The 16,332-nt window shown below is 52.4% G+C and carries 13 protein-coding genes; 1 reads left to right on the top strand and 12 read right to left on the bottom strand.

Features of this window, described 5'->3' with window-relative positions; genetic code table 11:
• Positions 1 to 99 precede the first annotated feature (99 nt).
• The 10 genes from ACR9EC_RS01900 to rimP all read right to left on the bottom strand — a co-directional run bounded on the left by ACR9EC_RS01900 (position 100) and on the right by rimP (position 12,141).
• Complete coding sequence (locus ACR9EC_RS01900; RefSeq protein WP_435299836.1) at positions 100 to 1,425, bottom strand: M16 family metallopeptidase; 1,326 nt, start codon at positions 1,423 to 1,425, stop codon at positions 100 to 102.
• A 1-nt stretch (position 1,426) separates the two neighbouring features.
• Entirely contained in the window at positions 1,427 to 3,652 is a 2,226-nt protein-coding gene (locus ACR9EC_RS01895; RefSeq protein ID WP_435299835.1) for a polyribonucleotide nucleotidyltransferase, read from the bottom strand.
• Between the two features lie 215 nt (positions 3,653 to 3,867).
• Positions 3,868 to 4,137, bottom strand: a complete 270-nt coding sequence (gene rpsO / locus ACR9EC_RS01890) for a 30S ribosomal protein S15 (protein ID WP_435299834.1) — start codon at positions 4,135 to 4,137, stop codon at positions 3,868 to 3,870.
• A gap of 184 nt (positions 4,138 to 4,321) precedes the next feature.
• Positions 4,322 to 5,275 carry a bifunctional riboflavin kinase/FAD synthetase gene (locus tag ACR9EC_RS01885; RefSeq protein WP_435299833.1) on the bottom strand — a complete coding sequence of 318 codons (954 nt, stop codon included), beginning with the start codon at positions 5,273 to 5,275 and terminating at the stop codon, positions 4,322 to 4,324.
• Between the two features lie 65 nt (positions 5,276 to 5,340).
• Positions 5,341 to 6,300, bottom strand: a complete 960-nt coding sequence (truB, locus tag ACR9EC_RS01880; RefSeq protein ID WP_435299832.1) for a tRNA pseudouridine(55) synthase TruB — start codon at positions 6,298 to 6,300, stop codon at positions 5,341 to 5,343.
• A gap of 8 nt (positions 6,301 to 6,308) precedes the next feature.
• Positions 6,309 to 6,758, bottom strand: coding sequence for a 30S ribosome-binding factor RbfA (rbfA, locus tag ACR9EC_RS01875; RefSeq protein WP_435299831.1), 450 nt, complete (start codon positions 6,756 to 6,758; stop codon positions 6,309 to 6,311).
• Positions 6,759 to 6,921: 163 nt separating this feature from the next.
• Positions 6,922 to 9,939, bottom strand: a complete 3,018-nt coding sequence (infB, locus tag ACR9EC_RS01870) for a translation initiation factor IF-2 (protein WP_435299830.1) — start codon at positions 9,937 to 9,939, stop codon at positions 6,922 to 6,924.
• A 171-nt stretch (positions 9,940 to 10,110) separates the two neighbouring features.
• Entirely contained in the window at positions 10,111 to 10,398 is a 288-nt protein-coding gene (locus ACR9EC_RS01865; RefSeq protein ID WP_435299829.1) for a YlxR family protein, read from the bottom strand.
• A gap of 188 nt (positions 10,399 to 10,586) precedes the next feature.
• Positions 10,587 to 11,606, bottom strand: coding sequence for a transcription termination factor NusA (gene nusA / locus ACR9EC_RS01860; RefSeq protein ID WP_435299828.1), 1,020 nt, complete (start codon positions 11,604 to 11,606; stop codon positions 10,587 to 10,589).
• Between the two features lies 1 nt (position 11,607).
• Positions 11,608 to 12,141, bottom strand: coding sequence for a ribosome maturation factor RimP (gene rimP, locus ACR9EC_RS01855; protein WP_435299827.1), 534 nt, complete (start codon positions 12,139 to 12,141; stop codon positions 11,608 to 11,610).
• Between the two features lie 271 nt (positions 12,142 to 12,412).
• Between rimP and ACR9EC_RS01850 the strand changes: the two genes are divergently transcribed.
• Positions 12,413 to 13,459 (top strand): DUF4439 domain-containing protein, encoded by a 1,047-nt coding sequence (locus ACR9EC_RS01850; RefSeq protein ID WP_435299826.1) that lies wholly within the window; start codon positions 12,413 to 12,415, stop codon positions 13,457 to 13,459.
• Between the two features lie 64 nt (positions 13,460 to 13,523).
• Here the strand turns inward: ACR9EC_RS01850 and ACR9EC_RS01845 are convergent, their stop codons facing one another.
• Both ACR9EC_RS01845 and ACR9EC_RS01840 read right to left on the bottom strand, forming a co-directional pair.
• Positions 13,524 to 15,305 carry a proline--tRNA ligase gene (locus tag ACR9EC_RS01845; protein WP_435299825.1) on the bottom strand — a complete coding sequence of 594 codons (1,782 nt, stop codon included), beginning with the start codon at positions 15,303 to 15,305 and terminating at the stop codon, positions 13,524 to 13,526.
• 98 nt (positions 15,306 to 15,403) lie between these two features.
• Positions 15,404 to 16,330 carry a GNAT family N-acetyltransferase gene (locus ACR9EC_RS01840; RefSeq protein WP_435299824.1) on the bottom strand — a complete coding sequence of 309 codons (927 nt, stop codon included), beginning with the start codon at positions 16,328 to 16,330 and terminating at the stop codon, positions 15,404 to 15,406.
• Positions 16,331 to 16,332: the final 2 nt, after the last annotated feature.

Here is a 16,332-nt window from a genome sequence, read left to right as displayed (position 1 = left end):
GCAATGGACTGCCCGTTGTAGTGTACGTGTCTGCAAACAAAAATGTTTCTTACACTCACTTAACGAGCAGCCCATCTCAAGACTGTGAAAATCGTCTGCTTACGCAGTAAAAGGCCCAACTCGAACCACAGAACGCGGACGTTCAGCTAATTCGATTGCCAACGATTGAACTTCTTCGCGAGTTACAGCCTGAATACGTTCAAGTGTTTCTTGAAGCGAATACAAGTCACCCGTAACAAGCTCTGCACGGCCGAGTCTGTTCATACGCGAACCAGAGTCTTCAAGCCCCAAAACTAAAGAACCTGACAACTGACCAATTGATCGTTTCAGTTCAGCTTCAGTGATAGCAGAATCAGCCATTTTTTCGAGTTCAGCAACAAGCAGCTCAGTTACTTGATCAACTTTTGTAGGAGCACATCCCGCATATAATCCAAAAGTTCCGGTGCCCACATGTGAGCTGCCAAAACAATATGTGGAGTATGCAAGACCCCGTCGTTCACGAATCTCTTGGAAGAGCCGTGAAGACATACCGCCACCCAGCACAGCCGTGAGCACTGATAGTTGGAAACGGCGGTCGTCAGTAGCGGTGATACCAGTCGATCCGATAATGACATTCGCCTGTTCAACTGACCGCGAAATTGTGAGTTCGCGAGACGTTAACCCAATGCCTTCTAAAGCAGTCGTGTCTCGACGAGCACGTGGAATCGCGCCATCATCTAGCTGCCAGCCACCAATTTTTAAAGCATCCGAAATTTGTCCACACAGTACATCGTGGTCAACATTTCCGGCCGCCGTAAACACAAGTGTTTCAGGCTGATAATGCTCTTGGTAGTGAGCCCAGACGGCTTCTCTTGGCACCTTATTAATTGTTTCTGGGGTGCCACCGATAGGCCGGCCAAGATCGTGTCCGGCTAAAACAGTCGCAGAAAACTGTTCATGGGCAACATCACCTGGGTCGTCGTCATTCATGGCAAGTTCTTCCAGAATGACGCCACGTTCAGTTTCGAGTTCTTCCGGGTCAAGCAAAGCACTCGTCACCATGTCACTAATGACATCGACAGCCATGGGCAGATCAGTATCAAGAACACGCGCGTAATAGCATGTGTTCTCTTTACCGGTCACAGCATTCGCTTCACCACCGACAGCGTCGAAAGATTCAGCAATGTCCATAGCAGTGCGACGAGGTGTTCCCTTAAACAACAGATGCTCAAGGAAGTGAGTGGATCCGTAATGACCGTCTTGCTCATCACGCGATCCGACGTTTACCCACGCACCAACTGTTGCGGAACGCTGACCGGGTAACTGTTCTGTGAGTACACGCACGCCGCCGGGCAGGACGGTGCGACGAATAATCGCACCGTCATGCTCGACGTTCAACTCATTTTCAGGGTTTCCTGATTCGAGTAAAGGTAAAGACCAAACCACGTTATGCGTCTACAGACTCTGTTTCGGCAGGCTTGTCGCCTTCTGCTTCCTCAACAACAGCAGCCAATGACAGCTTGCCACGAGGATCGATTTCAGCGATTTCGACCTGAATCTTCTGACCTACAGAGACAACGTCTTCAACGTTTTCAACACGCTTTCCGCCGACAAGTTTACGGATCTGGCTGATGTGCAGCAGTCCGTCTTTGCCTGGGGTGAGCGAAATAAACGCACCGAAGGTTGTGGTCTTAACAACGGTTCCAACGAAACGCTCGCCCACTTCTGGAACGTGTGGGTTCGCGATCGCGTTAATTGCGGCACGTGCCGCCTCGGCTGATGGACCGTCAACAGCGCCGATGTACACGGTGCCGTCATCTTCAATGGAGATGTCAGCGCCTGTATCTTCTTGGATCTGGTTAATCATCTTGCCCTTTGGCCCGATAACTTCACCGATCTTGTCGACTGGAACCTTAACCGCAATAACGCGTGGTGCGTGTGGGCTCATCTCGTCTGGGGTGTCAATTGCTTCATCAATGACATCCAAGATGGTCATGCGTGCATCGCGCGCTTGAGTAAGAGCACCAGCAAGAACAGACGCTGGAATACCGTCAAGTTTAGTGTCCAACTGGATTGCGGTAACGAAGTCACGAGTACCTGCAACCTTGAAGTCCATGTCACCGAATGCGTCTTCTGCACCGAGGATGTCGGTCAGTGCGGCATAACGGGTTTCGCCTTCAACCGTGTCTGAGATAAGTCCCATTGCGATACCTGCAACGGCTGCGCGCAGTGGCACACCAGCGTTGTACAACGCGAGTGTCGATGCGCAGACAGATCCCATTGAGGTCGAACCGTTTGATCCGAGAGCTTCAGAAACCTGACGGATTGCGTATGGGAACTCTTCACGTGTTGGAAGAACTGGAACGAGCGCACGTTCTGCAAGTGCACCGTGTCCAATTTCGCGACGCTTAGGGCTGCCAACTCGTCCTGTCTCACCGGTTGAATATGGTGGGAAGTTGTAGTTGTGCATGTAGCGCTTGCGCGTTTCTGGGCCAAGCGAGTCGATTTGCTGTTCCATTTTGAGCATGTTCAGCGTTGTTACACCAAGGATTTGGGTTTCGCCGCGCTCAAAAATAGCTGAACCGTGTACGCGAGGAATAACCTCAACTTCAGCAGACAACGTACGGATGTCTGCTAGACCACGGCCGTCAATACGCACACCTTCAGTAAGAACGCGCTTACGCACGAGCTTCTTGGTGAGGGAACGAACTGCAGCTGAGATTTCCTTGTCGCGCTCAGCAAATTGTTCACCGACACGCTCAAAAGCGAGGTCTTTAACTTCGTCAAGACGGTTTTCGCGTGTTTGCTTGTCTGCGATGGTCAGTGCTTCAGCGAGTTCCGCGGTGATAGCACCTTCCACAGCTGCGAAAACGTCATCTTCGTAGTCGAGGAAGAGTGGGTATTCACTCAAAGGCTTCGCAGCCTTTGACGCCAACTCGGCTTGCGCTTCGCACAGTGCACGGATGAATGGCTTTGCTGCTTCAAGACCTTCAGCAACTACTTCTTCAGTTGGAGCTGTTGCGCCGTGGTTCTTGACGAGGTCCCATGATGCTTCTGAAGCTTCAGCTTCTACCATCATGATGGCCACGTCGTCACCGACTACGCGTCCAGCAACGACCATTTCGAAGACAGCGCGTTCCTTGTCGCTGTACTTAGGGAAAGCAACCCACTGGTCGTCGATAAGTGCAACGCGCACACCGCCGACAGGGCCGGAGTATGGCAAGCCTGCAAGCTGAGTCGACATCGACGCAGCGTTGATTGCGAGCACGTCGTATGCGTCGTCAGGGTGAATCGCCATAACGGTGACAACAACCTGAACCTCGTTACGCAAGCCCTTAACAAAGCTTGGACGCAACGGACGGTCAATGAGACGGCACGCGAGGATAGCCTCGGTTGATGGGCGTCCTTCACGGCGGAAGAATGAACCTGGGATACGGCCAGCCGCGTACATGCGCTCTTCAACGTCCACGGTGAGTGGGAAGAAGTCGAACTGGTCTTTTGGTTGCTTACCTACAGCGGTTGCTGAAAGAAGCATGGTTTCGCCGTCAAGGTATGCGGTAGCGCATCCTGCAGCTTGACGTGCAAGACGTCCTGTTTCGAATCGAACTGTACGCTTACCGAATCGACCGTTGTCGATAATCGCTTCAGCGAACTGAATTTCTGGACCCTCCATGAGGCCCTCCATTTCCTAGAACGGGGCATATAGTTCCTCGTCTAGCGGTCTTCGATCGAGGCCTACGGATCTTCACGTTGATCCGGAAACCACTACCGAGGACCGAGAAAGACTTGAACTATAAACCTGCGTGATATTGCTAAGGCCCGCCAAAGCGGGCCAGACATTGATTCAGCTCGACCCCAGAGAAGGAGCCGAGCCGAATCACAAACTCATCAGCGACGCAGACCGAGGCGCTCGATAAGCGAACGGTAACGCTCGATGTCTACCTTCTGGAGGTAGCCAAGGAGGCGACGACGCTGACCAACAAGAAGAAGTAGACCACGACGTGAGTGGTGGTCGTGCTTGTGGGTCTTCAGGTGCTCGGTGAGGTCCTTGATGCGCTGCGAGAGAAGTGCGATCTGCACCTCTGGCGAACCAGTGTCGCTCTCGTTTGCACCGTATTCGGCGATGATGCTCTTCTTAACTGCTGAATCGAGCGGCACGGCTCTCCTTCAATGGTTGTTGCGCGGCGCTTTGGGGCATATCCACCCAAGCTCTCTCTGACCGCGGCCGATCTAACGGCGCTAAAAGTATATCAGCGATAGACAATATGGGAGGTTACTGAGACACAACATACGGGTGATCGCACTCACGTCTCACACGCACTGGCGACGAAAACTCCTACGCCTACCGGAGTATGAGACGAGCTTTCTCAACGTCGTCGCCCATCTGCACAATCAAAGCGTCCATCGACTCAAAAGTGAGCGTCGGGCGGAGGCGTTGCACAAATTCAACGATCACCTCGTCGCCGTACAAATCCAGCCCCTTACGGTCAATCACATACGATTCAACTCTGCGCTGCTCACCGTGAAAAGTGGGGTTCGTGCCGATCGAGATCGCGGCAGGCATCTGCTGTAATTCGCGTCCACCATCAACAACCGAAAGCCATCCTGCATACACGCCATCTGCTGGGATCATTCCATCGCTGCTTTGGCTCATGTTTGCTGTAGGAAAACCAAGTTCTCGGCCGCGCGCATCGCCATGAACGACTTCCCCGCGCATCCGATGAGGACGCCCCAGCAAAGCCGTCACAGCCCCCATTTCACCTGAGCGCACGAGTTGCCGCACAACAGACGACGACCAGCGCTCTCCCCCACTGGGCTCGCCAAAATCGTCGACCACATGAACCACAAAACCAAACTCGCGGCCAAGTTCTTCGAGCGTGTGCACGTCTCCCGCATTTTCTCGGCCAAAGCGCACATCCCGTCCAATCACGATCAGGCGCGCGTGCAGCACATCAACAACGTACTTTTTTACAAAGTCTCGCGGGGTCAGCTGCGAAAATTCCAAAGAATATGGAAGAACAAGAGTTGCGTCGACGCCTTCAGCTGCCAACAATTCAAGTTTGTCGCGCAGTCCAGTCAGTAAAGGTGGGGCCGACTCTGGGCGGTGCACGAGCGCCGGATGAGGATCGAACGTCACAACAACAGAAACAGAACCAGTTGTCGCCGCATGTCCGATCAAGTTTTCGAGCACAAACCTGTGACCGCGATGAACACCATCAAAGTTACCTATTGTAATGACGCTGCGTTTGTCGCCGACCGTCACTTCATCCGGATTAGTCCAGACAAACACTGACACTCTCCTAAGTTCTCTAAAGCCCGTGCTCGCTAAGAACGCTCACAACAGCACGCCTGCGGTAAGACTTATTGTTGTACCGCAAATACCACAACAGGTTGAGCTTTACGTCCGTCTTCTTTCAACAATGCAACCAATTCACCAGCGGGAGAAATTCCCGCCACAGTGACAGGTGTGTCACTCGTTGCCGAGGTGTGCTGTGGGCTGAGTCGCTTACCAAACCCTAAAGCAGTAGTTTCTTCTTCAGTGAGGTCACGTACGTCAAACGCACTTCGTGCCGCATCCGCAAGCTTAAGTACTGAAATGCTTCCGTGCTCAGCAACATCCGCTTCAAGTTGTTCCAGCGTTGCACTGTTTTCTAACGTGTAGCCTGCAACACGTGTACGACGAAGCCTAGTCAAATGCCCAACGGTGCCAAGTTCTACCGCTAAGTCACGGGCAAGAGCTCGCACGTACGTCCCCGATGACACGCACACAGTGACATCAACATCAACGACTTTTCCGTGATCGCTCACTGCTTCACGTACGTCATGAACCTCAAATGAATGCACGGTAACAGGGCGAGCTTCAAGCTCAACGTGCTCGCCTGAGCGGACCCTCTCGTATGCTCTTTTTCCATTAACCTTGATCGCACTTACTGCGCTAGGTACTTGCAGAATGTCACCGGTCAGGGTGCCTGCGGCGTGAACAATCTCGTCAAAAGATACACCCGAGGTTTCAACGACCTGCGTTACATCGCCTTGAGCATCTTCAGTTGTTGTAGCAACACCTAAACGGATAGTTGCTTGATATTCCTTATCTGCCCCGACAATGTAGTTGAGGAGTCGGGTGGCTTTCCCGACTCCAACAACTAACACTCCAGTTGCCATGGGATCTAAGGTTCCTGCGTGGCCGACTTTTCGCGTTGCAGCAAGTGTCCGCATACGGGCAACCACGTCGTGGCTTGTCCAGTTGATTGGTTTATCAACGATGACGAGCCCATCTTCGGCAGGAGGCCGTCGTGGGCCTGCCTTTCGTACTTCAGACATGTAGCAGGTCAGCCCTCGTTGCTTTCAACGCTGTCGTCTTCGTTGGCTTTACGGTACGGGTCGGTCTCACCTGCATACGTTGCGCCTTCACGTAGAGCTTTCAGCTCGGCATCACGCTTTTGTGCTTCAAGTAGTGCCGCATCAAAGGACGCAGCGCTCTCTGGCACAGCGTCAAGGTGAAACTCGATGTTTGGTGTCAAACGGATACCTGTTTGCTTACCAATTTCGGAACGAATGGTTCCTTTAGCACTGGCTAGCGCGGCAGCCGTGTTCACGCGGTCTTCGTCGCTTCCGTATACCGTGTAAAAAATTGAAGCATTCTGCAAGTCGCCAGTAACACGAACGTCGGTAATGGTGACAAAACCAAGCCGTGGGTCTTTAATGCGTGTATCAATCATCTTTGCGACGATGACTTGGATTCGGTCGGCGAGTTTACGTGCCCGTGGGTGATCTACCATGATGTGTTCTCCTTCTTCCCCAACACTACAGGCGTCTTATAGGTATAACCTGCGATTATCGCTAAGGGTGGATGAAAATAATCGTTTAGCCCATGAATGGAGGGTGCCAGCATAATACTGACACCCTCCATTCACAGAACTACGTTGTGTTCAACGCGTCGGGTTATGCGCGAGGCTTCTCACGCATTTCCCACGTTTCGATGGTGTCACCGATTTGGAGATCGTTGAATGATCCCAGACCGATACCACATTCGAAGCCTTCGCGTACTTCAACTGCGTCGTCTTTGAAGCGCTTAAGCGATTCAATTGAGAGGTTATCTCCGATGACGACGCCGTCACGCAAGACACGTGCCTTCGAGTTACGACGAATCTCTCCAGAGCGAACGATCGAACCAGCGATGTTTCCGAACTTCGAGGAACGGAAGATTTCGCGGATCTCAGCGGTACCGAGTTGCGCTTCTTCGTACTCAGGCTTGAGCATGCCCTTAAGCGCTGCTTCAACATCTTCAAGTGCTTGGTAGATGACTGAGTAGTAACGAATGTCAACGCCTTCACGGTCTGCAAGCTCAGCAACACGCTCAGCTGGCTTCACGTTAAAGCCGATGATGATTGCGTTATCGACAGTCGCAAGGTTCACGTCGTTCTGTGTGATCGCTCCAACACCACGGTGGATGATGCGCAGATCAACTTCGTCACCAACGTTGATCTTCAACAAGGCGTCTTCGAGAGCTTCAACTGCACCGGATACGTCACCCTTAAGAACAAGGTTGAGAGTCTCAACCTTTCCAAGCTCAAGAGCTTGAGTGAAGTCTTCAAGGCTGATGCGCTTACGACGCTTCGCGAGAAGTGCTGCACGTTCTGCTGCTTCACGCTTTTCAGCGATCTGACGAGCAGTACGGTCATCTGGTGCCACCAAGAATGCGTCACCTGCACGAGGAACAGACGTCAGACCAAGAACCATAACTGGGCGGGCTGGTGTTGCTGCATCAATGTTTACGCCGTGCTCGTCAAACATTGCACGAACACGTCCGTATGCGGTTCCAGCAACGATTGCGTCACCAACATGCAAGGTTCCCGACTGGACGAGCACGGTAGCAACTGCACCGCGGCCCTTGTCGAGGTTCGCTTCGATAGCGACACCGCGTGCGTCCTTGTTCGGGTTTGCACGCAGGTCAAGAGAAGCGTCCGCGGTCAGAACCACTGCTTCGAGCAGGTCACCGATGCCCATGTTCTGCTTTGCAGAAACGTCTACGAACATGGTTTCGCCACCATATTCTTCAGCAACCAAGTTGTACTCGGTGAGCTGTTGGCGGATCTTCGATGGGTTTGCCGTGTCTTTATCAACCTTGTTAACAGCGACAACGATTGGCACACCTGCTGCTTGAGCGTGGTTCAGAGCCTCAACGGTTTGTGGCATAACACCGTCATCTGCTGCAACCACAAGGATTGCGATGTCGGTGACCTGAGCACCACGAGCACGCATAGCGGTAAACGCTTCGTGACCTGGTGTATCAATGAAGGTGAGGGCGCGTTCACGGCCGTCAACTTCAGTCTTTACTTGGTATGCACCAATGTGCTGGGTGATGCCACCAGCTTCACCAGAAATAACATCTGATTCGCGGATAGCGTCAAGCAAACGGGTTTTACCGTGGTCAACGTGACCCATAACTGTGACAACTGGAGGACGTGGCCTCAAGTCTTCGTCAGTTTCACCAGCTTCTTCAGCTTCGAGGTCAATGTCGAAGCCGCCGAGGAGTTCACGGTCTTCGTCTTCAGCTGACACCATTTCGATGACGTAGCCAAGTTCTGCACCGAGAGTACCGAAGGTGTCTTCGTCGAGCGATTGTGTTGCAGTTGCCATCTCACCGAGGTGGAAAAGCACTGTAACAAGGCTCGCTGGGTTCGCATCAATCTTGTCTGCAAAGTCAGACAACGATGAACCGCGACGCAAACGAATAACAGTTGAACCGTCACCGCGTGGAACAGTTACACCACCGAGTGAAGGTGCTTGCATCTGCTCGAACTCTTGACGCTTCGCGCGCTTTGACTTGCGTCCCTTAACTGGGCGTCCACCGGAACGTCCGAATGCACCGGCTGTGCCACCACGTCCGCCAGGGCCTGGGCGTCCGCCACCGCGACCGCCAAAACCACCCTGGTTTGGACCGTTGTTTGGACCTGCTCCTGCTGGAGCGTTCTGGCCACCACGACCGCCACGGCCGCCGCCTTGGCCACCGCGACCACCGGAACGTTCACCGGAGCTTGGTCGAGGTGCGCTTGTACGACCTGGCATCATGCCTGGGTTTGGACGTGGCCCTGAGCTTGGGCGTGGTCCGCCTGGACGAGGACCGCCCGGACGTGGCCCACCGGACCGTGCCTCTGAGTGTGCCGCGTCTACGTTCTTGTTGTGTGCTGGACGCTCTGAACGGTCTGGGCGCTCTGAACGCTCAGGTCGTGCATTCTGTCGTGGCATACCTTGTTTGTCAGAGAAGGGGTTGTTGCCCGGACGTGCTCCCTGACGTTGCCCTTGTCCGGCACGTGGTCCGCCTGGACGAGGGGCACCGGGACGTGGTCCGCCCTGTCCAGAACCGCCTTGGCGTGGCATCCCTTGTGTGGTTGCAAAAGGGTTGTTGCCTGGGCGCGGCCCACCAGATCGTGGAGCGTTTGATTCAGACTTTGCATCTGCTGGTTTTGCGCCACCGGTTTTGGCTTCTGGAGCCTTTGGTGTTGCTTTGGTTCCTGCAGGCTTTGCGGAAGGCTTTGGTGCGCCAGGTTTTGGAGCAGCCGTTCCAGTTTCTTTTGCAGCTGGCTTCGCAGCAGGTTTCGCTGCTGGTTTAGCAGCTACTGGCTTCGCAGCAGGCTTTGCTGCTGGTTTAGCAGCGGCTGGCTTCGCAGCAGGCTTTGCTTCTTCTGCTGCGGCGGCTTTCGGCTTTGCTTCTGCTTCAGGAGCTGCTTCAGCTTTAGGCTTTGGTTTTGGTTTTGCTGCTGATTTTGCAGGTGCTTTTTCAGCGGCTGGGGCCGCTTGTGCAGCTGGAAACGCATCACGCAGTTTCCGCACTACAGGCGGTTCGATAGTTGAGGAAGCTGAACGCACGAACTCTCCCAGTTCAGTCAGCTTACCCATGATGGTCTTGCTTTCCACCCCGAGCTCTTTCGCAAGCTCGTAGACGCGGATTTTAGCCACAACTCTCCAGTCTCGGTCCACCCGAAACTGGGAGGACCGTCGTTATTTATACGGACTCATCGCTGAGTACTCATCGGGTGCCCATCGGCCTTTACCCGCTTCCTAATCGACGTGTCATAGGTCTGCAGCGTTCTTCTGCAGCCTGTGTGTAGTGAAGAAGCCTTAAGATCACTACGTGTTGATGTATTCAACAAGAGCAGTAAGATCTAGTTCACTGTGCACTCGAAGCGCTCGCACAAAAGCGTTTTTACGCTGTGCAGATTTCAAGCACGAGGGTTGCTTATGCAACCAAGCTCCTCGCCCAGGCATCGTTCGACGTTCGTCAACTACAACGTAATGCGTAGCAGAAGAAACATCTGAGGATGTTTGGTGTGGTTGCACGTGAGATACAACGCGCACGAGGCTACTAACATCAGACCGTCCCCTGCACCCTACGCATGTGCGTACTGGTACTGTCACGTCAACTCCCTCTACATGACTTTAGAAATAGGCGCACAACGCCTGATCTCCAAGAGTGGACACAACAAAAAACAGACTTGAGCCAGTTTCGTCAATTTTAACGCTATTTACCGCGAAGATGTTAGCGGCACACACACGAATGTAGTGTGTGTGCCGCAGATTCTCATCACATTTTTGCTAAGAAGCTTTTAGTCGGAAGCCTCTTCATCGGAACGGATGTCGATCTTCCAGCCCGTAAGTTTAGCGGCTAGACGCGCATTTTGGCCCTCTTTACCGATAGCCAACGACAACTGATAATCAGGCACAACCACTTGCGCAGACTTCGCATCGCTATCAAGAATCGTGACAGAACTCACCGAAGCTGGTGAAAGCGCTGAAGAAATGAACTTAACCGGATCATCGGTAAAGTCCACAATGTCAATCTTCTCGCCATTAAGTTCAGCCATCACCGCACGCACTCGCTGTCCCATAGGACCAATGCAGGCGCCTTTAGCATTTAAACCTGCGACCTTCGTGCGTACAGCCATCTTGGTGCGATGCCCAGCCTCACGTGCGATAGAAACAATCTCTACCGTTCCATCAGCAACTTCAGGCGCTTCAAGTTCAAACAACTTGTGCACGAGGTTCGGGTGCGTCCGGCTTAAGGTAATAGCTGGACCATTCATGCGGCGCGCTACCTCAAGAACGTACGCACGGATACGCTCACCGTGACGGTACCGTTCCGTAGGGACTTGTTCGTGTTCTGGAAGCTGTGCTTCGGTACCACCCACATCGACGTTCACGACTCGCGGGTTTTTCCCTTGCTGGATCACTCCAGAAACAAGTTCCCCTTCCTTGTTCTTGAATTGCCCAAGAACCTGGTCGTCCTCAACGTCACGCAACCGCTGGAAAATCACTTGCCGTGCAGTAGCAGTGGCAACATGGCCGAAGTCTGAAGGTGTGTGATCAAACTCTGGGCCAAGCTCACGAACAGCAGGATAATACTGTCCTTCTTCGTCTTCATAGGCAGGGCTCACAAGAATATCTTCTTGCGCCCACACCACAACGTGTCCCGTCTTGCGATCAATTTCAACACGCGCATGACGGTATGCGTCTGGAGTTCGGTGATACGCAACTGTCAACGCCTGCTCAATTGCGGAAATCAGAACTTCAAGACTAATCTCACGCTCACGCTCTAGTAAGCGCAGCGCACTCATATCGATTTCCACGTTACTCCTCCACGCCTCGAGTCATTGTTCGATCTTCTACTTCAATATCTACAAAGTCTTCATCGCGCACGTGCTCAGCGCGTTTTAACTCGACTTCAACTTTTGCTTTTCGAACGTCCTCAATTGGGATCTGCTGTTCGTCGTCAAAAACTAGTACATTACCGTCAACAGAATTCAACCGTGCAACAAAATCCACACCTGAATTCAATTGAACCTTTATAAGCCGGCCCCGCGCACGCACAAAGTGCCTTCGATCAGTTAACGCCCGTGTGGCCCCTGGCGAAGAAACTTCCAACGTATAAGCATCTTTGAGTGCTTTTACCGAATCAAGAGCAGCGGAAACAGCGTGAGAAACCTCAGCGATGTGCTCGAGGCTAACTGCGCCCAACTGGGTTTCATCCAAATCCACAGTTACCCGCACAACCGTGTTTTTTCCGGCCTGCGCTACAGTTACATCTTCAAGAACTAAACCAGCATCGGCCACGACCGAACGCAGCTCCTGCTTAAGTTCCTCAGCTAAAAGTTGGGCTGCCAATTTTTCTCCTGTCGACGAATACGCCTACCGGGCAGAAAACAGACCGGTATGAACTTGTTTCTCAACTAAGATTACCGATTAGAGCGCAGTGCGCTCGTCACTTCTAAAGAAAACAAACTTTGAACCACAATAAGTTTGCACAATATGCGGTCTGCAGGGAGATCCAATTCACATGATGGCACGATTCAAAAAGGTCGAATCTTTCCCGAAATCTAGCCGTTTTGGGAGGGAAAATATCGTTGCCCCTCAACGCTACCGCTGGCGCCGCACAGTGACTACAATCACCGCAGCATTCATGTCGGTCACACTTGTCGGTTGCGGTGTACGGCTAGAAACTGCTCCCCCACAAGAACTGGTTCCAGACCCCAACGAAATCTCACGCACGGCAATGGTGAATGACCTACTCATTACCCAAGAAGTTGCAAACAGTGTTGCAGCAAGTGACGCAACAACAAAAATTATCAAGCGCGCTGACACCATCTCACAAGACGCTGCAGCACAAGAAGACGCCCTTGGCGGCGTATATCTGTCTGGCATCAATAAAGATACTGATGAGGCGCAGGCTTCTCCCCTCAACACCACGGCAGCACCAACGCCAACCTCTGGAAGCGCCGAACCTACTGAATCGCCAGAATACTCATCGCCTGAAGATTTACTGACACAACTGTTGAGCTCATCGAACAGGATTCGTGCGAGCCTCGACATACCCGAAGACGGCGAGTTAGCCCGACTATACGGGTCTATTGCGATTAACCAACTCATCACAGCACAATCATTTGCTAAAACTGCACGTGTGTCTTTCGCTTTGCCAGAAGACTTCACTCATACTCAATGGACACACGCAAACGCCGCACCGAATGACTCAACGCTGCTTTCCTTCATCACGAACGAAGACGCAACTGGCTACGCCCTCGAAGTCATCGCCGCAATGAGCGACACCGACGAGCAAGCACCCATACAAAAAATGGCAGCAGACCACAGACGACAAGCAGAGTTTCTTGCCCAACTCGCAGAAGTATCTGGTACGGCACAAGACCCGCGCAAAGTCGCCTACGAATTACCTTTTACTTTGGCAGCTGACCAGCCACGTGCCAGCAAAAAAGAACGCACCGCACTCGCACGCGAACTAGAACTGACGCTAGCCAAAGACTATTTAGGTTATATCCCCCAAGCAGCTCCCATCGCTCGAGCAGATCTGCTCAACTTGGCAACTTCACGCACCTTTTATGCCCAATTTTGGGGCGAAAAGTTTGAGCTCTTCCCACTCATCGACGGAACACCAACCATCCAAGTACCAACCCAAACCCCCGAGCAGTAACAGCACAATAAAGGTGTGGGTGGAAGAAAATATTTTCTTCCACCCACACCTTTATGTAACAGTATTAGTCGCGCAAGCTGTCGCGAACAACCGCCTCAATGTGGGTGGCTGCCGATGCGATCTCGACGGTTTGTGACTCTCCGACGCGCGGACGGAACTCGATAACTCCGTCGGCAAGCCCGCGTCCTACCACAGCGATATAAGGAACACCGTAAAGCTCAGCGTCCTTGAACTTCACACCTGGCGAGACTTTCTTGCGGTCGTCATAGATAACTTCAAGCCCAGCTTCAACGAGCTCTTCAGCAAGTTTGTGTGCCGCCTCAAATACTTCGTCGTCTTTACCTGTCGCAACGATGTGCACGTGCGCTGGGGCAACGTTAATAGGCCACGCTAAACCTTTATCATCGTGGTTGGCTTCTGCGAGAGCAGCCATAACACGTGACACGCCGATGCCGTAGGAGCCCATCGTGACAACAGCTTGCTTGCCATTCTCATCAAGAACCTTGAGCCCTAACGCCTCGGCATATTTACGCCCAAGTTGGAAGATGTGCCCAATTTCGATACCGCGAGCAAGTTCAAGCGGACCAGAACCGTCTGGTGCAAGGTCACCAGCTAAGACTTGTGCTGCTTCCGCTGTTCCATCAGCAACGAAATCACGACCAGCAACTAAGCCAACAACATGCTTGTCCACCTGGTTGGCTCCAGTTACCCATACTGTGCCGTCCACGACGCGAGGGTCGACAAGATAACGCAGGGCATTCTCATCGCCTTGCTGTTTTTGTCCAAGCGCCTGTGGGCCGATAAAGCCACGCACAAGTACCTTGTTACGAGCAAAATCTGCATCCGTCGCTGGCTCAACTTCAGCTGGCGCTAAGGCAGCTTCGACACGTTTCAAGTCAACGTCACGGTCACCTGGCACACCAACAACAATGATTTCGCGTTCACCTGTTGGACTTGTGGCTGCGACAACAACGTTCTTTAACGTATCGCCTGCGGTCCATGCCCGGCCGTCTTCGCGAGGGTATTGGGTATTGAGTTGTTCAACAAGCTCATCAATAGTTCCTGCTTGTGGTGTGTCAACGACGACTGGTTGTGCAGCATGCGTGTAATCAAGAGCTTCAGGAACCTGAGTGACGACGGCTTCAACGTTCGCGGCATAACCGCCAGCAGAGCGCACAAAGGTGTCTTCGCCGATTGCTGTTGGGGTCAAGAACTCTTCCGAACGTGATCCACCCATAGCACCAGCAGTTGCAGCAACAATCACATATTCAAGACCCAACCGCGTGAAAATGCGCTCGTACGCGTCACGCTGTGCCTGATAGGACAGTTCAAGACCTTCATCTGTGGTATCAAACGAGTATGCGTCTTTCATAATGAATTCGCGCCCGCGGATAAGGCCAGCGCGTGGACGCGCCTCATCACGGTATTTCGTTTGGATTTGGAACAACGTCACAGGCAAATCTTTGTACGAGGAGTACAGGTCCTTAACCAGCAACGTAAACATTTCTTCGTGTGTTGGCGCTAGAAGATAGTCACCGTCTTTTCGATCTTTCAGACGAAAGAGGTTAGGGCCGTACTCATTCCAACGATTCGTCGCCTCAAACGGTTCACGTGGCAAAAGCGCTGGGAAATGCACACGCTGAGCGCCAGCCTTTTCCATTTCCTCACGAACAACGGTTTCAACCTTGTCCAAAACCCGCAACCCGAGCGGAAGCCACGTATACACTCCCGGTGCAGTACGGCGAATATACCCGGCACGAACAAGAAGTTTGTGGCTAGCGACCTCTGCATCAGCAGGATCTTCGCGCAGCGAACGGACGAAAAGTTGGGATAGGCGTAAAAGCATAGTTATAGATTACTGCCTATGACTCTATGCCTGCGCTCATTTATGCGTGAACGAACGAGTGCCACACCAGACTTTATGCTGTTACCACTCATAACCACCTAGAAAAGTATGGTGGCGTATTCACCTATCTGCTCAAAGCCCACTTTTCGATAGGCTTTTAACGCACGATAGTTGTAATCATTCACATAAAGAGAAACCGTAGAAGCAAAGTTCTCCAACCCGTACGCAACAGTTTGCGCGACCGCAGGAACAGCATATCCACGACCTCTATAGTGCGGGTCTATCCAGACTCCCTGAATTTGTGCGACCCCTGCCGCTAATGCACCAAAATCTGCTTTGAAGAGGACTTCTTCATGCGCATCATTGCGATGTGTATGTGCATCATACGTAGTGTCATCATGCATACGTACAAGAGTGCGTTTCTCCGCGATAAGTTCACGCACACGCATGGCGTATTGAGAAGAACCAAACGACAGTGGAGATATGCCAACTTCTTCGATAAACATGCGCACACTTGCTGGAAACAATCCATCAAAATCAAGATCCGTTGCTGGGCGCACCTTCGAATCAATTAAACCTTGTGGAACTGTTGTCATAATCATCGATGGCTGATTACTTCGCACTTGACGAGGGCGCTGCCACATACCGCCAAGGCTATTCCACAACGGCATAACTAACTCTGCTGTGCCAACAATCGACGATGATCGTCGGCCTAGCTGTGTCCCTAATTCGCCGAAGGCTCGCAGTGCATGTTCTTTTACTGAGGGATCATCTTGCCATGACGGAACAATAGGGATCAGGTTTGCACCTGACCAACAGACCGCTTCAAGTTCTCCCTGGGCAGGAAAACCCCAGACCTCTCCGTGATAATCCTGCCAGCGAAGAGCCCGCTCAAGGTGGGTAATAGCCAAAATATTGGCGACAGGGTCTTGCAATGCAAGCTGTAAAGCATAACCCCACTCGCCAGCATCGAGTACACGAGCTTCTAAAGCTTGTGGTACTCGCTGCTGTGCGATTGATGTCATAA

The sequence above is a fragment of the Timonella sp. A28 genome (assembly GCF_051200815.1).
Taxonomy (GTDB): Bacteria; Actinomycetota; Actinomycetes; order Actinomycetales; family Cellulomonadaceae; genus Timonella.
Note: the sequence above shows the minus strand (reverse complement) of the source record. Positions and strands in the feature narration are given on the sequence as shown.